The following is a 20,525-nucleotide window of genomic DNA, read 5'->3' on the forward strand; positions in this document are numbered from 1 at the left end:
TTGCACCCGCACCCCGGCTGGTGAAGGATGAAGCCGCCAGCCCGGAAAGCGGCCTTGATAGGCCGCCTGATAAAAAGCAGCGCCGCCGCGTTGAAAAGACCATGGAAAAGGCCGATAAGCATGAGAGAAGCCTGGTACGTTCCCTACGCCCCCGCGCCGCTTGAAGGCACCCGCGTACTGGTGCTGGCCCCCCACCCGGACGACGAAGTGTTCGGCTGCGGCGGAGCGCTTGCCCAGCTTGCCGCAAAGGGCGCCGGGATCCGCGTGGTGATCGCAACCCAGGGGCCCCACGCGGCCCTGCGCTTGGCAGAGTCGACCCGCGCCGCCGAGGTACTGGGCTACCCCGCTCCCATCAACTGGGAATTTTCCGATCGCGGCTTGGAACACGCCTGCGCAGCACTGGCCGATAAACTGCTGGATGAGATCGAAACGTTCAAGCCAGATCTATTGCTCGCTCCCTCCAATGCCGAGATGCACCCGGATCACCGCGCCGCATGCAACGCAGCCCTCGAGGCCAGCAAGCGCTACGTCGAGCGAACGAACTCCTCACTTTCCATCGCGCTGTATGAAATCGGTGTGCCATTACCCGCCAACCAATTGGTGGATATATCAAATGAGGCGGAGCTGAAAGCAAGGGCGATGCAGTGTTTTCCCTCCCAGCTTGCCGAGCAGCGCTACGCCGAGCAGATCGACGGGCTCAACCGCTACCGAAGCTACACGCTGGGGCTTTCGGTCAGCCGGACCGAGGCGTATCACGTGCTGGACGCTGCCAACGGCGGCGATATCGAGCTGCCCTCGGTGCAGGACCAGGCGCTCTGGCGCTGCGAAGCCGCGCTTGGCGAGGCGCAAGCCCAGGCTCAGGCTGATGCCCAAGCGCTGGAGGCGATCAAGGCCGAAAGCGCCGCGCTGATCGAGCAGGCCGTACAGGCCCGCCAAGCGCTCGAAGCGAGCGAGCAGGCCAGAGCGCGCGCCGAGCGCGAGCTTCAAACCATCTACGCCACGCGCGGCTGGCGATGGCTTTCGCGTCTAAAATCGTTGTTAGGGCGCGGCTAAGCGCATTATTCATTCAGGAAGTTTATGTCAACGTCTAATTCGAACACTGCTCGCGTGAGCGTGCTGATTCGCAGCATGGATCGCCCCCACCTTCATACGGCGCTTGCCTCTGTCGCCGCGCAGCGCTACACGGCGCTGGACGTGCTGGTCATCAACGCCAAGGGCGAGGCGCACAGCGCGCTGCCCGCGCTCGATGTGCCTTGCCGGCTGGTGGACTCCGATACTGCCCTGCCCCGCGCCGAGGCGGCCAACAAGGCCCTCGAGGCGCTCGACACGTCCTACGCGCTGTTTCTGGATGACGATGACACGCTCGACCCGGAGCACATCGCGCGGCTAGTGAAAGCGCTGGAGGCCGATGCAAAAGCGCCGGCGGCCTACGCCGGAGTGCGGCTCGAGAAAACCACCGGCGAGGCGGTGTCCACCATGGATGCGCCCTGGGTGCCGGGCGAGCTTCTGATTCATAACACCTTGCCGATTCACGCGGTGCTGTTTCGCACCGAGCCGGTCAGGGAGCACGCTTGCCGCTTCGATACCGCTTTCGATCAGCTCGAGGATTGGGATTTCTGGCTACAGCTTTCGCGCCTGGGCGCGTTCGTACATGTGCCGGGGCCGAGCGCAACCTACCGACTGGGCTTGGGGGAATCCGGACTTTCACAGCAGCGCGATATCACCTCATTCCAGGCGGCGCGAAGCGCGGTGTGGCAAAAGTGGCTACCCGAGGTGGACGACACCCTGCTGCAAAGTGGTATGGCCACGCTGGTCGACCGCCTGGAGCAGTTGGAGTGGGACACACGCCAGCTTCATGAAAGCGAGGCGGCGCTTCACCAGCGCGACCACGAGCGCGAAGGTAAGCTTCTGGAACTTCGCGAGCACTACGAAAAGCTTCAGAGCCTGCACAGCGAGCTCCACCAAGCCCACGGCGGAGCCTGGGAAAAACTCAGTGGCCTAGGCCAAGAGCACAAACGGGCACTCGAACAGCTGCGCGCGCTGGAGCAAAGCCGCGACGGGCTACAGGGCACGGTAGACGAATATACCCGGACCATCGAGTCGCTTCGCGCTTCTCAACGCGCGCAGGCCGAGGAGCACGCCCACACTGAGCAGCGGCTGGCCGGCGCCGAGCACGCCCACTTCGAGCTCGAGCGCACTCACGCCGAGGCCCAGCACCGTTTGCACGTGCTGGGCGAGGAGCTTCACGCGCTGCGCCATTCGCGCTCGATGCGTCTGACCGCGCCGCTTCGCTGGTTGACCGGCAAGCTCAAAGCGCTGAAAAACGGCTCGTTCAAGGAGCGCTTTGTCTCATCGAACGAGGACCTGCCGATCGCTCGCGCCAAACAGAAAAAGCCCGTGGGGCCGATCGACTTAATCGTGCCGGTGTACAAGGGGCTCGATGAAACCCGCGACTGCCTTGAGAGCATCTGGGCAGCGCAGTCGACACACGCCTACCGCTTGATCGTAATCAACGATTCGAGCCCGGAGCCGGAACTCACCGAGTGGCTGCGCGAGGCGGCGAAAACCCGGCCGATGACGCTTCTGGAAAACGAGGAGAACCTGGGCTTCGTGGGTACGGTCAACCGCGGCATGGCCTACTCCGAAAGCGCCGATGTGGTGCTGATCAACAGCGACGCGGAAGTGGCCAACGACTGGCTGGATCGCCTGGTCGCCGCTGCTTACCGCCCCACCACCCGCCCGGTGGCAAGCGTCACGCCGTTTTCCAACAACGCGACGATCTGCAGCTACCCGCGCTTTTGCGAGGACAACCACCTGCCGGAAGGCTTTACGCTTTCCGAGCTCGACTGTTTGGTGGCCGAGACCAATGCAGGCCAGGTGGTGGAGATCCCGACCGGCATCGGCTTTTGCATGTACATTCGCCGCGAGGCGCTCGATGACGTAGGCCTGTTCGATGTCGAGAACTTCGGCAAGGGCTACGGAGAAGAGAACGACTTCTGCATGCGTACGCTCAAGGCGGGCTGGTGCCATTTGCACGCGCTGGACGTATTCGCCTGGCACAAGGGCAGCGTCAGCTTCGGCGAAAGCCAGCCGGAGCGCGTGACCAAGGCGCTGCAGGTGCTTCACGAGCTGCACCCGGACTACGAATCCCGCGTGCACACCTTCATCGGCCAGGACCCGGCCCGCCAGGCGCGGCTGAACACCGACGTAGCCCGACTCAGAAAGAGCCCAAAGCCCCGCGTTTTGATGGTCAACCACCAGCGCGGCGGCGGCACCGAGCGCCACTGTCAAGAGCTCGCGGCCACGCTGAAAGGCGAGGTGGAGTGGCTAATGCTGCGCCCAAGCCCGGTAGGTGGCGCGCGGCTGACCATGCTCGATGAGGCCGAGTCGATGGCGCTGGACTACGTGCTGCCGGACGCCTTCGATGAGCTGGTAGAGATGCTCAAGGCGCTCGGCGTCAGCCACGTACACTTTCACCACACGCTGGGCTTTCACAAGAGCATTCTTGGGCTCAAGGAGGCGCTGGGCGTAAGCCAGGACGTGACGCTGCACGACTACTACCCGGTGTGCCCGCAGATTTCGCTCACGCCGATCGACCACCGTTACTGCGGCGAGAAAGGCATCGAGCAGTGCCAGCAGTGCCTCGCCGAGCAGCCAGCGCCGGACGGCAGCAGCATTACCCAGTGGCGCGAGCGCTACGCAGCGTGGCTACTCAAAAGCGACCGTATTCTTTCCCCCAGCCAGGATGCCGCCACGCGCTACCAGCGCTACGTACCCGAGCTCAAAATCCAGGTAGCGGTCCACCCGGACCAGGAGGGCCTGAGCTACCCGAGGCCAATGTGGCAAGCCCTTGCCGAGGGCGAGCCGCTGCGCGTGGCGGTGATCGGCGCGCTTTCGATCATCAAGGGGGCGGACGTGCTCGAAAGCGTGGCCGCCCTTGCCAGCAAAAAAGGCTTGAACATCGAGTTCAAGCTGTTCGGGTTCGCTTACCGCTCGCTTAAACCGCTGCCCAACCTGACCGTGACCGGCCCCTACCGCGACGACGAGCTGCCCGCGCTGATCCAGACGTGGCAGCCGCACATCGCCTGGTTCCCGCCGATCTGGCCGGAAACCTACAGCTATACGCTGAGCACCTGTTTACAGCTGGGCCTGCCGGTCGTAGCAAGCAACCTGGGGGCGCTACCGGAACGGCTCGAGGCGCGCCCCTACTCCTGGCTGATGCCCTGGGACAGCCGCGCCGATCAGTGGTGTGAGTGGTTTGAAGGGCTGCCCGAGCGCGTTGATAGCGTCATCGAAATGGATACGGCTACGTGGAGTAATAGGCAGGCGGGCTTTTACTCCCGGCACTATCTCGACCCCGTTGCCCCGGTCCTGCCCGAGGCGCAGCTAACGCCGCTGCCTTCACACTGGCAATCCCACGCGGCGCAAAAGGACACCACGACCATGCGCCTGCGCAAGGCGATGGTTTCGACGCTTTACTGGCTGCGCGCCCAGCCGCTTTTACGCGGGCTTTCGCGCCACGTGCCGGCAGGCTGGCAGCGTAAGGTGAAAAGCCGTCTGCTCCGGGAGTCGTAGGGGGTATGGCGGTGAAAGCGCTTCGTTTCGGCGTCTGCGTGCCGACGCTGAACGCGGGCAAGGCCTGGCCCACGTGGCTCGATTGCGCCGAGCCGGCGCTGGCATCGGGCACGCGCCGTCTGGTGATCGACTCGAGTTCTACCGATGACACCGCCCGCCTGGCCGCTGAATGCGGCTGGGAAGTGCTCCAGATACCCCGTGTGCAGTTCGACCACGGCGGCACCCGCCAGCGCGCGCTGGAAATCCTGAGCGACTGCGACATAGTGGTGTTTCTCACCCAGGACGCACTGCTATCTGACCCGCAGGCGCTAGCGCCGTTGATCGCAACCTTCGATGACTCCCAGGTGGGGGCTGCATTTGGCCGCCAGCTCCCGTCGCCCGGCGCTACGCCCATCGCTGCCCACGCGCGGGTGTTCAACTACCCCGCCGATTCACGAGTGGTAAGCGAAGCCGACATCCCTACCCTTGGTATCAAGACCGCGTTTCTCTCCAACTCCTTTGCCGCCTACCGGCGCGAGGCGCTGCTGGCCGCCGGCGGCTTTCCCGAAGGCACCATTCTGAGCGAGGACATGATCGCCGGGGCGCGGCTACTGCAACAGGGTTGGAAGCTCGCCTACTGTGCCGAGTCTTGCGTGTATCACTCGCACAACTACTCGCTGACCCAGGAGTTCAAGCGCTACTTCGATATCGGTGTATTGCACCACCGCGAAGGCTGGCTGCTGGGATGGCTTGGTAAGGCGGAAGGCGAAGGCGGCCGTTTCGTGCGCTCGGAAATCAAGTACCTTTTACGCCATGCTCCCTGGCGCCTGCCCGAGGCGGGGCTAAGAACCTTGCTCAAATACGCGGGCTACCGGCTGGGCAAGGCAGAGCGCCGGCTACCCGTTAGCCTGAAACGGCGGCTTTCCATGCACCGGGGATTCTGGAAGTAGCGCCCTACCCGCTCATTCCCCGCTGAGCCACTGAACGTTACGTCAGGACTCCCGTTCACGACCATACTTGTCGTTGTAGCGCACGATATCGTCCTCACCGAGATACGAGCCGGTTTGCACCTCGATCAGCTTCAGCGGTATCACGCCGGGGTTCTCCAGCCGGTGCACGGTACCCAGCGGGATGTAGGTAGACTGGTCTTCCGAGAGCAGAAAGCTGCTTAGCGCCGCGTCGGCGCCGGGTTGCTTACCCTGGGTAACCTTCGCCGTGCCCTTGACCACGACCCAGTGTTCGGCGCGGTGATGGTGCATCTGCAGCGACAGCGCGCCGCCGGGTTTGACCACGATCTCCTTGACCTGGAAGCCCTCGGTGATCTCCATGGTACGGTAGTGCCCCCAGGGGCGGTACACCGTACGGTGAGACTGGAACTCCCGGCGCCCCGCCTGCTTGAGCGCTTCGACGATCTGTTTGGTCTGCTGGGCGCGGCGGCGGTCGGCGACCAGCACCGCGTCGTCGGTTTCGACGATCACCAGATCGTTCACGCCCACCGCGGCCACCAGCCTCGAGTCGCTATGAATCAGGCTATTGCGCGTATCCTGCAGCAGCACATCGCCGCGCACGGCGTTGCCGTTGGGGTCCTGATCGGCGCTCAGCGCGTGGATCGCATCCCAGGCGCCGATATCGCTCCAGCCCGGCGACATCGGCACCACCGCCGCCTGGCGGGTATGCTCCATGACCGCGTAGTCGATCGATTCGCTACGACACGCCTTGAACGCGGCTTCGTCGATGCGCAGAAAATCCATGTCTTCGGCGCGCTGTTCGAACGCGGCCCGGCAGCTTTCGAGAATGTCCGGGGCGTGGCGCTCGAGTGCTTCGAGATACGTGCTCGCCTTGAACAGGAAAATGCCGCTGTTCCATAGGTAGTCGCCGCTTTCGAGATACCCCTGGGCGGTGGATCGATCCGGTTTTTCGACGAACGCCTCGACGTTAAAGCCCGCTGCCCGCGCCCGACCACGTTTGATATAGCCGTAGCCGGTGTGCGCCGAGGTGGGCGTGATGCCAAAGGTCACCAGCCGGTTGTATTGGGCAAGCTCGCGGCCCTGCTCGATGGCACGGGCGAACGCTTCGCCTTGTTGGATGACGTGGTCGGCGGGCATTACCAGAAGCTCGGCCTCGGGGTCGGTTTGACTGACCCAGAGCGCCGCCAGCGCCAGCGCCGGGGCGGTATTGCGCCCGCAGGGCTCGAGCAGGATGCGGCTTTTCTTGAGCCCGATTTGCTGGAGCTGCTCGGCGACCAGAAAGCGGTGCTCCTCGTTACAGACGACCAAGGGCTGCTCGGCGCCGGGCACGTGCTCGAGGCGTAACGCCGCCTCCTGCAGAAGGCTTACATCGTCACGGTGGAGGTTCAAGAACTGCTTGGGGTAATACTCGCGGGAAACGGGCCAAAGGCGGGAGCCGCTTCCGCCTGACAGGATAACCGGTAGAATCATTGCTCGTCCTTGCCACACACTTTCGAGGTCGCTCTCTCGAAAACACTGTCGAAACCTGGCCTTGATGTACGCTGCCAGGCGCGTCTCATCTTGGTGACCGCTCAGGGCTGGCGGTTGGCGAAGCCCCGGGTCAGCGTCATGGTCAATATCTTCAAGTCCAGCCCCAGCGACCAGTTGTCGATGTAGTAAAGATCGAACTCGACGCGCTTTTGCATCTGCCCGAGGGTATCGGTGCTGCCGCGGTGGCCGTTGACCTGGGCCCAGCCGGTCATACCGGGCTTGACCCGGTGGCGCTGCATGTAGTTTTGAATCACGCCGTGATAATACTGGTTGTGGTCCAACGCGTGGGGCCGCGGGCCGACCAGCGACATGCGCCCTTGCAACACGTTGTAGAGCTGGGGCAGTTCGTCCAGGCTCGTGCGGCGCAAAAACGCGCCCAGCGGCGTAATACGTGGATCTTCCTTTTGCGCCGCCACGGTGGTACGCGCCTGATGCACGCTCATGCTGCGAAACTTGTAGATGCGAAAGCGCTTGCCATCCATGCCGTGGCGGTACTGCTTGAACAGCACCGGCCCGCCCATCTTCCACTTGATCAGCGCGGCGATCACCAGCATCACCGGCAAAAACCCGAGAAACAGCACCCCGCCGATCACGCGATCCTCGATGTTCTTCAAAAAGCGAAGTGGCGCGCTATCCAGCGGGCTGTAGTTGAGCTCCAGCGAGTAGAGCCCGATCACCTGGGCCATGCGGTGGTTCAAGAGGCGAATATCGGAAAGATCGGGAAAGTAGCGCACGCTGATCGGAATGTTGATCAAGCTGGTGGAGACCAGCCGCACCTTATCGCCGTCGCTCAGCGGGTAGCTCAGCCATATCTCGTCGAAGGCCTTGTTGAAGGCGCTATCGTCGACCAGCGTTTTAAGGGTACGGTGGAAGTCGTCGGAGTCGTCATCGATGTGGGCGCTATGGAGCGCGTAGCCGGCGTAGCGCATGGCGCTCAGGTGGTCCTTGAGCCGCAGGAGGTTCTCTTCGCGCCCGATGATCACGATACGCTTGCAGTTCTTGCCCTGAGAGCGCAGCCGACGCAGGTAGCTATAGAGCGCGCCACGCATGAAGCTGCCCACGCCGAGCACAGTCAGCGCCGACACGCCCATCCAAAGCCGCGAGAAGTTCTGCGTGGTTTGGGTGGCCACCAGTAAAAGACTGACCAGCACGATGGTGATGATCCAGCTGAGCGCGTAGACGCCGAGCATGGAGTAGAGACTGCGCCCCCGCCAGGGCTGGTAAAGGCCCAGAAGCTCGCCTACCGCCGGCAGCAGCAGGCTGCCGATCACCATCAAAAACAGGTACTCTTCGCCGTGGTAGGTGATATTGGGCATCGCCCAGAGGGCTATCGCCGAGACCGAGAGCGCGATACCCGCATCGAAGCAGCGCATCGCGCGTCTTAGCCAGTCATTATGGGGCGTTCCTTTCAGGGCGGCCATGCAAGGGCGGTATCCTCAGCTCGTTACCGGAAAATCCGTCAGCGACACCAATAGCGCCATGACGTCGCCAAGATCCTGACTCGTCAACTCGCCCACTGCGGACTTCAGCGCCAGACTGTCCAGCGCATATTCACCGACCGTATCGACATACTGAATACGCTGGTCGTACAGGCTGGAGCGCGCATCGAGCACGTCGACCAGATCGCGCAGGCCAAGCTGCTCGCCGCGCTCGGCGGCATCGAGAAATAGCTGGCTCGATTCGATCGCCTGACTCAGCGCTTCAACGCGGCGCACGTGGCCACTCAACGAGCGCAGCCGTTGGCGCACTTCCTGCACCGCCAGGTTGAGCTGATTGTCCAGCGCCGCCTGGCTTGCGTCGATGCGCCGCTCGCCCTGGCGCACGTTGGCGGTAGTATAGCCGCCGCGATAAATCGGCACGTTGACCTCGACGCTGGCGCGGTAATCCTCGCTCTCGCGCAGCCGGTCGTCACTTTCACGATCAGAGTACGAAAGGTTCAGGTTGAGCTCTGGATAGTAGCCCGCCCGCCGGGTGCCGGTATCGGCCTGGGCAATGCGCTGCTGCTCGCGGGCCAGTTGCACATCGAGATTACGCCCGGCGCGCGCCACCCACTCTTGCGGGTCGCCCCAATCCCGCTCGAGCGCGGCATCCGAAAGCTCGCCCACGGCGAGCTGACGAAACTCCGGATAGGTACCGGTCAAGCGCTCGAGGGTGGAAAGCGCGTTATCGAGCTCGTTTTCCGCCTGAACGGCATCGGAAATCGCCTGATCGAGCCGCGAGCGCGCCTCGAGCAGATTGATCCGATCGCCGATGCCGAGATCGAAGGCGCGCTGGGCCTGGCGCACCTGTAGATTCAGCGCATCCTGCTGAGATTCCAAAAGCCCCAAACGTTGAGAGGCGAGATAGGCCTGGACGTAGGCCTCGGAGACCTGAAGCGCCAGATCGCGCTCGACCACCGCAAGCTGAAGCTCCGCCGCGCTCACTTGGGCGGTCGCTACATCGACGCCGCGCCAGCGCTCCAGACTAAAAAGCGGCTGCTGAAGCTGCACGCCCCACACGTTCTCCTCGATTTCACCGGGGCGCTGGGCGGGCTGGTCGAGCCCGAAGTCGTCCGGCGAGGTCTGGATATTGGTCGAGTCCTGCCACAGATACGATCCCGAGGCCGAGACCTGGGGCAGAAGCTGCGAGCGCGCCATCGGAATCTCTTCGCGGGTGGCGGCAAGCTCGAAGCGCTGACGGGAAAGATCGGCGTCGTGGTCCAGGGCGCTTGCGAACAGCGCCGGCAGCGATGGAAGCGTAGGTGCCTCGGTTGGGCGCGCATCGAGAGCGGCCAGCTCGTCGAGCGCGGCCTGCTCGGCCATCGGCTCGTTGGGCTGGGCCAATACCGGCGCGCTTGCAACCGCGAGGAGCAAACCGGCCAGCGCCGTCGGTTTGAAGAAGGCGCTACTTAAGAAAGTGCTCTTTCGAGTCGACAAAAAGCGCATCAATCCTCCTGCATCGCGCGGGCCAGCATGTCGGTGACCGGCTTGGCAATATAGCTTGCAAAGGTACGCTCGCCGGTGCGCAGCATGACCTCGGCGGGCATCCCGGAGAGCAGCTGCATCCGCTCGGTCATCTGCTCCTGGCCCGATTCGGTCACGCGAACCCGGGCGCGGTAGTAGCGCTGACCGGTCGCTTCATCCTCGAAGCTGTCGGCGCTGACGTAAATGACCTCACCGTCGATCTCATCGGTCAGGCGCTGATTGAAGGCGCTAAAGCGAATCTCGGCAAACTGACCAATGAAGATGTTATCGATATCGCGCGTGGGGATGCGCGCCTCGACCACGAAGCCGTCATTGCTCGGGACGATATCCATGATGGTGTCGCCGGGACGAATGACCGCGCCCACGGTGTGAACCTGACGCCCGACCACGGTGCCGGAAACCGGCGCGCTCACCACCGTGCGCTCGACCTGGTCGTCGAGGGAAATGATCTGCTCCTCGGCCTGGGCGATCTGCGCTTGGGCCTGGCGCAGCTGCTCGCCAACATCGGCCTGAAACTCCTGCTGCTGGATTTCGCGCTGCATACGGTTTTCGCTGATCTGCGAGCGCAGTTGGGCAATGTTGGACTGAAACTCGGCGTTGTCGCCTTCGTATTGGAGGATCTGGCGCTCCAGCTCGCGCACGCGCTGGTTGTCGCCCAACCCTTCGCGGTAGAGCGAGCGAAAATCATCGGACTCGCTGCGAAGCGATGAGATACGCCGGGTGTTGACGCTTGAGCGCTCTCGCAGGCCTTCGATCTGCTCCTGCATCTGGATGATCTGCTCGTCGAGCGCTTCGAGGGTGCCTTGAAGCGACTGACGGCGCGCGGCGAACAGGCTCTGCTGTACCGCGATCACCTGCTGAACCCGCGGGCTATCCGCGTTCTGAATATCCTCGGGAATTTCCATGGTGTCGGTGCCCTGCTGCTCGGCAAGCAGACGCGCTTCCATCGCGCGGTTGATCAGAAACTGCGAGCGGGCGATTTCGAGCTGCGAGCGGGCCTGGGTGTCGCTGAGCACGATCAGGGTATCGCCGGCTTCGACGCTGTCGCCATCCTCCACCAGAATCTCGCGCACGATGCCGCCTTCCAGATGCTGAACGGTGCGCTTGAACGACTCGATCGACACGTTACCCGGCGCCACCACGGCGATCGCCAGCGACGCCGTGACTGACCACAGAATGAAACCGCCCAGCGCGATCACCAGAATGGCGTAGCCGAGTTTACGATAGCCCTTGTCGCTGGTGGGTAGTTTTTCGCTCGCCTCGCCGTCGATGGTGGCGGGGCCTTGCGGGGTTACATCGATCTCGCCCTGGCGGGTGAGACCGCGCTGATCGTTGCTCATTTACGACTCCTCGCCCTGGCGCCCGCCGGAAACGGCGGACAAACGGGCTGCACTCTGCGAACCGACCTGTTTTTGCGGCTTTTTGGCGAACTGCGCCAGCACCTGGTCGCGCGGGCCGAACATGCTCACCTGGCCCTCTTTCATGACCAGTAGCTTGTCCATGTTCTTCAGCACGTTGGTGCGGTGACTGATGACGAACAGCGTCACGCCTTCGCTCTTGAGCTGGGCAATGGTTTGACCCAGCGCGCGCTCGCCGGCGTCGTCCAGATTGGCGTTGGGCTCGTCGAGCACCACGAATACCGGGTTGCCGTAAAGCGCTCGGGCAAGCCCCACCCGCTGGCGCTGGCCGCCGGAGAGCGCGCCGCTGGTGGACGAGATCACCGTGTCGTAGCCGTTGGGAAGCTCGAGAATCATTTCGTGAACGCCGGCCTTGCGCGCCGCCTCGACCACCTTGTTGGCGTCGATGTCGCCAAAGCGGGCGATGTTCTCGCTGATGGTGCCGTCAAAAAGCTCGATATCCTGGGGCAGATAGCCGATGTAGGGGCCGATCTCATCGCGGTTGTACTGGGTGATGACGCCGCCGTCCAGGCGAACGTCGCCCACCTGAGAGGGCCAGATACCGAGGAGCACCCGCGCCAGCGTCGACTTGCCTGCAGCACTCGGGCCAATGATGCCGACGTGTTCGCCGCGCGGCACGCTGAAGTTAAGCCCGCGAATAGTCGCCATGCGCACGCCGGGTGGCGCCGCAGCGACGTTTTCGAGCGCAATGTCACCCTTGGGCGCGGGCAGCGACATCTTACGCTGCTCGTCGGGAATCTGAGCGAGCAGCTCGTTCAAACGCCCGTAGGCGCCGCGGGCGCTGACGAAGCCCTTCCAGCCGCCGATCATCTGGTCGATCGGCGCCAGCGCACGCCCCATCAGAATGGAGCCGGCGATCATCATGCCCGGGCTCATTTCGCCGCGAAGTACCAAAAGCGCGCCGAGGCCGAGAATCAAGGACTGGAACATCAGCCGCATTACTTTGGAAACGTTGGTCAATGCACCGGCGCGGTCGCTGGCCTTGGACTGCTTGGCGAGGAATTCGTGATGGCGCTTCGACCAGCGCCCCATGATGCCGGGCAGCATCCCCATGGCGTGAAGCACTTCGGCGTTACGCAGGTTGGAGTTGGCGAGATTCTGCGCCTGAATGTGCTCGCTGTTGGCATCGGCCAACAGCGACTTTGTAGATTTTTCGTTGGCAATTGCGAGTGCCAGCAGAATGATTCCGGCGCAGACAGCAAAAATGCCAAGCCAGGGGTGGAAGAGAAACAGAACGCCGAGATAGACCGGCACCCAGGGTGCATCGAAAAAGGCGAACAGCCCGTTGCCGGTCAGAAACTGACGCAGGCTGGTCAGGTCACTGAGCGGCTGCGCACTTTGAGTGCCCTGGGTGAACAGGCTTCGACGGAACATGGCGCTGTAGAGGCGCTCGTTGATGGTAGTATCGAGGCGGTTACCCACGCGCACCAGCATGCGCGAGCGTACCAGCTCGAGCCCGCCCATGATCATGAACAAAAACACCACGACCAACGTCAGCATCAGGAGCGTATCGAAGCTTTGCGTGGTGAGAACGCGATCGTAGACCTGGAGCATGTACATCGGCGGGACGAGCATCAGCAGGTTGACGAACATGCTGAAAAAACCCACTGAAACGAACGAACCCTTACAGGCTTTCAGCGCCTGCTGCAGGTCCGTTGCTTCCTGTTGCTTTGACATGGAAGGATCACCGTAAAATCGAGAGAATCACGTGAGGCAGAATCGCGAGAGCATAACAGAAGCGCCCCTACCAGGGGTAGGGGCGCGGGTTTTATATCCCCTTTCGTCACCCAAATCGGGCAATACGAGCATCGCGCCGAGCGAGTCTGTACCGCCTTGCTGATTGATTGCAGAAGAATACTCATTGACTGAAAGAGCGTGGCATCATGGACGCTCGCTTTCACGCATTGGTTCACTCGCCGGGTTCTTGAGGAGATGATTGTGCAGCCCTCCCACTTTACCAACGATATCCTCCGCCAAAGCGGCATTGCCTTCGGTACAAGCGGTGCGCGGGGCCGGGTCGAGCAGTTCACCGACCAGGTATGCGCGGCTTTCACGGTGGCCTTTCTGACGACCATGCATCGCTCCTTCGCCTTCGAGCGCGTCGCGATCGGCCTGGACCGCCGCCCGAGTAGCCCGGCGATGGCCGCTGCCTGCACGAGTGCCGCCAGGGCGCTGGGGCTGGGTGTCGACGATTACGGCGTGCTGCCCACTCCCGCGCTGGCGCTTCAGGCGATGAAAGAGGGCGTGCCGTGCATCATGATCACCGGCAGCCACATCCCTTTTGACCGTAACGGTATCAAGTTCTATCGCCCGGATGGCGAGATCACCAAGCAGGATGAAACCACCATTTTGAATGCGAAGCTGGCCTTGCCCGCAAGTTTGACGCCCGAGCGTGAGCCCACCTCCGACGCCGCCAACGAGGCCTACGCCGATCGCTATACGCGCTGGTTCGTGGAGAAGCCGCTCACCGGTTGGCGAGTAGGGCTTTACCAGCACTCCGCCGCCGGGCGCGATTTAAGTGCCTACATCATCGATGCGCTGGGAGCGGATGTGGTGGTGCTCGGGCGCCGCGATGAGTTCGTGCCGGTCGACACCGAAGCAGTAAGCAAGGAGGACCAGGCCCGTGGCCGCGCCTGGACCGAGCAGCATTCACTCAATGCGATCTTCACCACCGACGGGGACGGTGACCGGCCGCTTCTGGGCGATGAAACCGGCACCTGGCTTCGAGGCGATATCGTGGGGCTTTTATGCGCGAAAGCGCTGGGCATCGAGGCGTTGGCGGTACCGGTGAGCTGCAATACCACGATCGAATCCTGCGGCGCATTCAAGAAAGTGGTACGCACGCGCATCGGTTCGCCTTTTGTGCTGGAGGCCACGGCGTCGCTTGCAGATTCGTATTCCAGCGTTGCCGGGTTCGAGGCCAACGGCGGCTTTATGCTGCAAACGCCGCTCGAGCACGAAGGCCGCAGGCTGACCGCCCTGCCCACCCGCGACGCCCTGCTGCCGGCGCTGACGCTGATGGTGCAGGCCGCGCGCAAGGGGCAGCCGCTCTCGGCGCTCAATAAGGCACTCCCCGAGCGCTATACCGCCAGCGATCGGCTGCAGGATTTTCCCACCGAGAAAAGCCGTGCCCTGATCGAGCAGTGGTCGGCAAACCCCGAGCAGCTGCTGCGCGATTTAATGATGACCCAAACGGTAAAAGCGGCGGATACCACGGACGGGTTTCGAGTGACGCTGGCCAACGAGGAAATCGTGCATTTACGCCCTTCGGGCAATGCGCCAGAGCTTCGCTGCTATGCCGAGGCAGACTCGATGGAGCGCGCGAACACACTGGTACGTAAAACGCTTGAAAAACTCGCCGCGCTGGCCGGCTAAAAGAAAACGGGCGCCCGAGTACGTAATGCCAGTCAGTTAAGGTATCCAACACCCATTGAGCTTGGCTGAATTACCGTGGGAGGCCGCTTCAGCGGGCGAATGGCGCCGTCAGGTGCCTTGGCCTGCCCCCCCCCCGTCGCGAGCTGAAGCTCCCTCCCACAAGTGCTACTCATGCTTAACTGAACAGCATTACGCCCGAAGGCGCCCGTTTAGCGTTCAAGCATACTTACTTATACACCGGCAGCCGCGCGCACACCTTGGCCACTTTCTCGGCGGTGTCGGCTTCGATGGCGCTGGTGTCGTCGCCGGCGGCGAGTACGTCGAGGATGTCGCAGATCCAACCGGCGAGATCCATGCACTCCTGCTCACCGAAGCCGCGAGTGGTGACCGCCGGGGTGCCGATCCGAAGCCCGGAGGTGACGAACGGGCTTTGCGGGTCGTTGGGCACGGCGTTCTTGTTGACGGTGATGTGGGCGCGGCCAAGGGCGGCGTCCGCGTCCTTGCCGGTCACGCCCTGCTTGATCAGCGAAAGCAAAAACAGATGATCCTCGGTGCCACCAGAGACGATATCGAAGCCGCGCTCGATGAACACGCCCGCCATCGCCTTGGCGTTCTTGACCACCTGTTGCTGGTAGGTCTTGAACTCCGGCGCCATCGCTTCCTTGAAACACACCGCCTTGGCGGCGATGACGTGCATCAAAGGGCCGCCCTGGCCGCCGGGGAACACGGCGGATTGAAGCTTCTTCTCGATATCGGCGTCGTTTTCGGCGGAGAGAATCACGCCGCTGCGCGGGCCGCGCAACGTCTTGTGGGTCGTCGAGGTGACCACGTGGGCGTGGGGCAGCGGGCTTGGGTAGACGCCGGCGGCGACCAGACCTGCGATGTGGGCCATATCGACCAGCAGGTAGGCGCCCACGTGGTCGGCGATTTCGCGGAACTTCGCCCAGTCGATGATCTGCGAGTAGGCGGAGAAGCCGGCAATGATCATCTTCGGCTGGTGCTCGCGGGCAAGAGCCGCCACTTGGTCATAGTCGATCAGGCCTTTATCGTTCAGCCCGTATTGCACGGCGTTGTAGTGCTTGCCGGAGAAGTTGGGCTTGGCGCCATGGGTCAGGTGGCCACCGGCGTCCAGGCTCATGCCGAGGATGGTATCACCGGGCTTGACCAGCGCCTGGAACACCGCGCTATTGGCCTGGGAGCCGGAGTGCGGCTGCACGTTGGCGTAGGTGGCGTTGAAAAGCTTTTTGGCGTAGTCGATCGCCAGGTTCTCCGCGATATCCACGAACTCGCAGCCGCCGTAGTAGCGCTTGCCGGGATAGCCTTCCGCGTACTTGTTGGTCAGCTGGCTGCCCTGGGCTTCGAGTACCCGGGGGCTTGCGTAATTTTCGGAAGCGATCAGTTCGATGTGATCTTCCTGACGCGCCACCTCTTTCTGCATGGCGTCAAAAAGCGCATCGTCAAACCCGGCTATGGTCATATCGCGGCTGAACATGGGGAAACCTCGTAGGCTAGGGCGTCGAAAAAAGCAAGGCGCCCATCATACCCCAGCCTGCGGCGAGTTTCATCGCATCGCGCTTACGTCTCACCCAGAAGCCCCAGGCTCGCCGCCGGGGCCTGGCGGCGCAGTGAGTAGGAAAGCGCGTGGCCGATGACCCCGACCAGCAGCGCCCCACCCAGCGGCAGGCCAAGCCATAGCGCCCAGTGCAGCCGAGGCGTCAGGTCCAGCCAGAAAAGATAGAGCACCGCACTGGCAAGCTCCGCCAGCGCCGCACCCATCAGGCCGCTTGCGAGCCCCAGCAGCGCATACTCCGCGCCCTGCACGCGGGAGATCATGCGATTGCCCGCGCCGAACACGCGCAAGAGCCCGCTTTCGTGGGCCCGCGTTGGGCGGCTCGCGGTTAGCGCCGCGTAGAGCACGCTGACCCCCGCCAGCAGTACCAGCGCCAGAATCAGCTCGACGGCGCGGGTCACCTGTCCCAGCACGTCGCGCACCTGCCCGAGAATCGCATCCACGTTCAGAAGCGATACGCCGGGGAAGTCCTGCACCAGCTGCGCGATCAGCCCCGCTTCGCGCTCCGGCAGATGGAACGCGGTGATATAGCTATGGCCGAACACCTCCAGAACGCCGGGCGGAAAGATGACGAAAAAGTTGGGGTTGAAGCTGTCCCAGTTCAGGCTGCGAAGGCTGGTGATGCGGGTCTCGAGGGTTTCACCGCCGATCGAGAACGCCAGCGTGTCGCCCAGCGACAGACCGAGCCGCTCGGCAAGCCCGGCCTCGACGGAAATGGGCACGCTTTCGCTTGAAGGCGTGGCGTCGACTTCGCTCATGAAACCTGACGCGGCCCCTTGCGGGGCGAACCACTGCCCGGCGACGACGGCGTTGCCTTCCGGCAGCTCGGCCTGCCAAGTCAGGTTGAGCTCACGGCGCAGCGCGCCGTCGCCGCGCGCGTCTTCCGGCACCGCCTCGCGCGGGGGCTGGTCGTTGATCGCGACGATACGCCCGCGCACCATTGGATAGAGCGCGCTTTGCGCGTCGACTCGCGGCGTGATCGCCTCATCAAAGGCGCGGCGCTCGCTGGGCTGAATGTTGATCGCGAAGTAGTTGGGGGTGTCCTCCGGTAACTGATCCTGCCAGGTGGTGAGCAGGTCACCGCGCACCAGCACGATCATCGCCATGGCGAAGAAGGTGACCGAAAACGCCAACAGCTGGCCGCGACCGGCCTGGCGGCGCCGGGCGAGCTGACGGCCGCCCAAGCGAAGCGCCTGACGCCAGGGCGTGGTGCCGGAAAGCCTCGCCACCAGCGCCAACATGGCGTTGAGCAACAGCCCGCTGGCCAGCCACAGCGCCCCCAGCAGTACGGCTCCGCCGAGCAACAGCCAAAGTGCTAGCGAAACACTGCCGGAGTAGAGCCACAGGAGCGCGCCGAAAACTGCGCTGGCCGCGCCGACCACCAGCCAGCCCGCCGGCGGCAGCGGGTCGAGCTCGCGGCGCAGCACCTTCAGCGCACTGACCTGCTTGATGCGCAAAAGCGTCGGCCCCGCGAACCCGACCAGCACCGCCAGCGCGGTCAGAATCCCAAGCCCCAGCGGCATGACGCCGGGCAGCGGCAAAGGTAACGGTATAAATTGCACCAGCAGCCAGAGCAGCAGTGCCTGGCCCACCAGCCCCAACAGTGCACCGACCAGCGAGGCGGCCAGGGCGAGCCCGACAAGCTGCAGGCCAAAGAGAGTGACCAGCTGATACTGGCTGGCGCCAAAACAGCGCAGCAGTGCGGCGGTATCCAGATGGCGCTCCACGTAGCGTTTGGTGGACATCGCTACCGCCACCCCGGCGAGCAGCACCGCTACCAGCCCCGCCAAACTCAAGTAGCTTTCGGCGCGGGACAGGGCATTCCCCAGCTGCGGGCGGTCGACACGCACATCGCGCACCTCGACCCCGGCTTCACGGAGTTCGGCAAGCAGCGCCTGAACGCGTTCAAGCGCGGCGGGCGGGCCGGCGGCCAGCAGTTCGAACTCGATACGCGAGCCGGGCTGAATCAGATTGGTGGCATCGAGATCCTGGGTGTTGAGCATCAGTCGGGGATTGAAGTTGCTGAACCCGGCGGACTGGTCGGCCTCGCGCTCGACGATACCGGTCACGGTGAGCTCGCTCTCCCCGACCCGAACGCGCTCTCCCAAGCTCAGCCCGAGCAGCTCGAAAAGCCGTGGGTCCGCCCAGGCCTCACCCACGGCGGGGCCGGAAGCGACCTCTTCGGTACCGTTGCCCAGGTCCACCAGGGTTGCGCCGTAGTGCGGGTAGACATCGTCCACGGCCTTGAGACTCGCCGGCTGGAACCGCTCGCCCTGGCTGATCATCGAGACCAGATCGACCTGGTCGCTGAGCGTAAACCCCGCTTGCTCGAGCGTCTCGCGCAGCGCCGGCTCAAAAGGCTCGCGCTGCTCGAGCACCAGGTCGCCGCCCATCATCTGCCCCGCCTGGCGCTCCAGGCCGCGCTCCAGCCGGTCAAGAAAGAACGCGATCATGGTCGAGGCGGCCACGGCCAGCACCAGCGCAACGAATAGCGCGCGCACGTCCGCCGCGCGCAGGTCACGCTTCAAGCTGCGCGCGGCGAGGCGCCAGTTGACGCTACTCATCCCCACCGCCTTGCGCTGCTTGCGCCGGCTCGAAGGGTACGAGTTGGCCGCCCTCCAGGCGCAGGCAGCGGTCGCAGCGCCGTGCCAGGGCGTGGTCGTGAGTGACCAGAATCAGCGTGGTGTGCGCCTCGCGGTTGAGCGTGAAGAGAAGATCGATCACTTGGGCGCCGGTGTCCGGGTCCAGGTTGCCGGTTGGCTCGTCGGCGAACACCAGCTCCGGGTCGGTGACGAACGCCCGGGCGATGGCCACGCGCTGCTGTTCACCGCCGGAAAGCTGCTTGGGTAGATGCCCCACCCGCTCCTCAAGCCCCACGCGCCCCAGCCAACGCTGGGCCGTTTGGGTTTCACCCGCGTGCGTGGAGAGCTCGAGCGGCAACAGCACGTTTTCCAGCGCGCTGAGGGTGGGCAGAAGCTGAAAGTTCTGGAACACGAAGCCGACCCGCCCGGCGCGAAGCGCGGCGCGGCCATCCTCGTCGAGCTGGCTCAGCGAGTGGCCAAAGAGGCTGAGCTCGCCGTCGCTCGGCGTATCGAGCCCCGCCAGAAGCCCCAAAAGCGTTGACTTGCCCGCCCCGCTCTTGCCCAGAATCGCCACGCTCTCGCCCTGGGCGACGCTGAGCGACAGATCCTTCAGAATCGTCAGCGCGCGCTCGCCGCTTTTGACCTGCTTGCAAAGCCGCTCGGCCAGCAATACCGGGGTGCCCCTGGCATCACGCAGCGCGTGCGAGGACGTTGACTCATCGGTTAAGCTGGACGACAAGGCGTTAGCGCGTTTGGTTGACGACGTATCAGGCTCAGAGGAGTAGGACATGAAGCGTGGCATCCCTTTAACGTGGCAAAGGCGTGTGTGCATGGTAACCGCCACACTGCTGACACTGGTAGTCCTGTTTGAAAGCGCCCCGGCCAGCGCCGAGTCGCGCCCTACCCTTCTGGTCATGGGCGACAGCCTCAGCGCGGCCTACGGGCTCGAGCAGGACCAGGGCTGGGTCAGCCTGCTCGAGGAGCGCCTGAATGACGAAGCGGCCGTGGTCAACGCCAGCATCAGCGGCGAAACCACCGGCGGCGGTGCCGAGCGCCTCAAAGATCTGCTCGATCGCCACGAGCCGGATATCGTGCTGCTGGAGCTGGGGGGCAACGACGGGCTGCGCGGGCTGCCGCCAACCCAGATGCGCGCTAACCTGGCGCAAATGATCGAGCAGAGCCAGGCGCTCGACGCCCGGGTACTGCTGCTGGGCATCGATATCCCGCCCAACTACGGGCAGGCCTACCGCGACGCCTTTACCGGCGTTTACCGCGATCTGGCCGAGGCTTACGAGGTGCCCCTTCTGCCCTTTCTGCTTGAGGATGTCGCGCTCAACGCCGAGCTGATGCAGGACGATGGCATTCACCCCACCGCCGAGGCGCAGCCGACCATTCTGGATAACGTCTGGCCCGTGCTCGAGCCGCTGCTCGAAGAGGAGCGCTGATTCGAGTCAGACAAGGCTCATACGAAACCTTACCGCCGTATGAGCCATCTCATTAATTCACTTTAATTTACAATGAGCGATATAGCACTCGCGCCTGCCAGCTTGTAATCTTGGGCTTCA

General features: G+C 63.6%; 13 protein-coding genes. 5 read left to right on the forward strand and 8 right to left on the reverse strand.

The genetic code is table 11. The annotated features are described in order from the left end of the window. Window positions 1-120: 120 nt before the first annotated feature. The 3 genes from ACGK9R_RS16140 to ACGK9R_RS16150 are packed head-to-tail and all read left to right on the forward strand — an operon-like array spanning window position 121 to window position 5,504. The gene (locus tag ACGK9R_RS16140; protein ID WP_394583162.1) at window positions 121-1,053 is read left to right on the forward strand and encodes a PIG-L deacetylase family protein; all 933 of its coding nucleotides are present in this window, start codon (window positions 121-123) and stop codon (window positions 1,051-1,053) included. 24 nt (window positions 1,054-1,077) lie between these two features. Further along, entirely contained in the window at window positions 1,078-4,575 is a 3,498-nt protein-coding gene (locus ACGK9R_RS16145) for a glycosyltransferase (RefSeq protein WP_394583163.1), read from the forward strand. A 5-nt stretch (window positions 4,576-4,580) separates the two neighbouring features. Next, a complete protein-coding gene (locus ACGK9R_RS16150) occupies window positions 4,581-5,504 on the forward strand; it encodes a glycosyltransferase (protein WP_394583164.1) in 924 nt (307 codons plus the stop codon). A gap of 42 nt (window positions 5,505-5,546) precedes the next feature. Here ACGK9R_RS16150 and ACGK9R_RS16155 read toward each other — a convergent pair whose 3' ends face one another. The 5 genes from ACGK9R_RS16155 to ACGK9R_RS16175 form a co-directional block, all read right to left on the reverse strand. Then, the gene (locus ACGK9R_RS16155) at window positions 5,547-6,992 is read right to left on the reverse strand and encodes a mannose-1-phosphate guanylyltransferase/mannose-6-phosphate isomerase (protein ID WP_394583166.1); all 1,446 of its coding nucleotides are present in this window, start codon (window positions 6,990-6,992) and stop codon (window positions 5,547-5,549) included. A gap of 101 nt (window positions 6,993-7,093) precedes the next feature. Next, on the reverse strand, window positions 7,094-8,473 hold the full coding sequence (locus ACGK9R_RS16160) for an undecaprenyl-phosphate glucose phosphotransferase (RefSeq protein WP_394583168.1): 1,380 nt from the start codon (window positions 8,471-8,473) through the stop codon (window positions 7,094-7,096). Window positions 8,474-8,488: 15 nt separating this feature from the next. Next, a complete protein-coding gene (locus ACGK9R_RS16165) occupies window positions 8,489-9,976 on the reverse strand; it encodes a TolC family outer membrane protein (protein ID WP_394583170.1) in 1,488 nt (495 codons plus the stop codon). Beyond that, the gene (locus tag ACGK9R_RS16170; RefSeq protein WP_394583172.1) at window positions 9,976-11,355 is read right to left on the reverse strand and encodes an HlyD family type I secretion periplasmic adaptor subunit; all 1,380 of its coding nucleotides are present in this window, start codon (window positions 11,353-11,355) and stop codon (window positions 9,976-9,978) included. The genes ACGK9R_RS16165 and ACGK9R_RS16170 overlap by 1 nt, the downstream gene beginning before the upstream one ends. Beyond that, entirely contained in the window at window positions 11,356-13,110 is a 1,755-nt protein-coding gene (locus ACGK9R_RS16175) for a type I secretion system permease/ATPase (RefSeq protein WP_394583174.1), read from the reverse strand. Window positions 13,111-13,371: 261 nt separating this feature from the next. On the opposite strand from ACGK9R_RS16175, the gene ACGK9R_RS16180 reads away from it, so the two are divergent. Beyond that, entirely contained in the window at window positions 13,372-14,808 is a 1,437-nt protein-coding gene (locus ACGK9R_RS16180) for a phosphomannomutase (RefSeq protein ID WP_394583176.1), read from the forward strand. A 226-nt stretch (window positions 14,809-15,034) separates the two neighbouring features. Here ACGK9R_RS16180 and glyA read toward each other — a convergent pair whose 3' ends face one another. The 3 genes from glyA to ACGK9R_RS16195 form a co-directional block, all read right to left on the reverse strand. Continuing rightward, window positions 15,035-16,300, reverse strand: a complete 1,266-nt coding sequence (glyA, locus tag ACGK9R_RS16185) for a serine hydroxymethyltransferase (protein ID WP_394583178.1) — start codon at window positions 16,298-16,300, stop codon at window positions 15,035-15,037. A gap of 83 nt (window positions 16,301-16,383) precedes the next feature. Then, window positions 16,384-18,942: an ABC transporter permease gene (locus tag ACGK9R_RS16190; protein ID WP_394583180.1), complete on the reverse strand. Its 2,559-nt coding sequence runs from the start codon at window positions 18,940-18,942 to the stop codon at window positions 16,384-16,386. Beyond that, window positions 18,935-19,699 carry an ABC transporter ATP-binding protein gene (locus ACGK9R_RS16195; RefSeq protein ID WP_394583182.1) on the reverse strand — a complete coding sequence of 255 codons (765 nt, stop codon included), beginning with the start codon at window positions 19,697-19,699 and terminating at the stop codon, window positions 18,935-18,937. The genes ACGK9R_RS16190 and ACGK9R_RS16195 overlap by 8 nt, the downstream gene beginning before the upstream one ends. Window positions 19,700-19,790: 91 nt before the next feature. Between ACGK9R_RS16195 and ACGK9R_RS16200 the strand changes: the two genes are divergently transcribed. Beyond that, window positions 19,791-20,405 (forward strand): arylesterase, encoded by a 615-nt coding sequence (locus tag ACGK9R_RS16200; protein WP_394583184.1) that lies wholly within the window; start codon window positions 19,791-19,793, stop codon window positions 20,403-20,405. The last annotated feature ends 120 nt before the right edge of the window (window positions 20,406-20,525 follow it).

Source organism: Halomonas sp. HNIBRBA4712 (assembly GCF_043558675.1).
Taxonomy (GTDB): domain Bacteria; phylum Pseudomonadota; class Gammaproteobacteria; order Pseudomonadales; family Halomonadaceae; genus Vreelandella.

Coding starts and splice junctions, on each gene's coding strand:
- ACGK9R_RS16160 (WP_394583168.1), bottom strand. CDS start 8,473: ATGGCCGCCCTGAAAGGAACGCCCCATAATGACTGGCTAAGACGCGCG.
- ACGK9R_RS16170 (WP_394583172.1), bottom strand. CDS start 11,355: ATGAGCAACGATCAGCGCGGTCTCACCCGCCAGGGCGAGATCGATGTA.
- glyA (WP_394583178.1), bottom strand. CDS start 16,300: ATGTTCAGCCGCGATATGACCATAGCCGGGTTTGACGATGCGCTTTTT.
- ACGK9R_RS16165 (WP_394583170.1), bottom strand. CDS start 9,976: ATGCGCTTTTTGTCGACTCGAAAGAGCACTTTCTTAAGTAGCGCCTTC.
- ACGK9R_RS16200 (WP_394583184.1), top strand. CDS start 19,791: ATGGTAACCGCCACACTGCTGACACTGGTAGTCCTGTTTGAAAGCGCC.
- ACGK9R_RS16140 (WP_394583162.1), top strand. CDS start 121: ATGAGAGAAGCCTGGTACGTTCCCTACGCCCCCGCGCCGCTTGAAGGC.
- ACGK9R_RS16150 (WP_394583164.1), top strand. CDS start 4,581: ATGGCGGTGAAAGCGCTTCGTTTCGGCGTCTGCGTGCCGACGCTGAAC.
- ACGK9R_RS16145 (WP_394583163.1), top strand. CDS start 1,078: ATGTCAACGTCTAATTCGAACACTGCTCGCGTGAGCGTGCTGATTCGC.
- ACGK9R_RS16175 (WP_394583174.1), bottom strand. CDS start 13,110: ATGTCAAAGCAACAGGAAGCAACGGACCTGCAGCAGGCGCTGAAAGCC.
- ACGK9R_RS16155 (WP_394583166.1), bottom strand. CDS start 6,992: ATGATTCTACCGGTTATCCTGTCAGGCGGAAGCGGCTCCCGCCTTTGG.
- ACGK9R_RS16190 (WP_394583180.1), bottom strand. CDS start 18,942: ATGAGTAGCGTCAACTGGCGCCTCGCCGCGCGCAGCTTGAAGCGTGAC.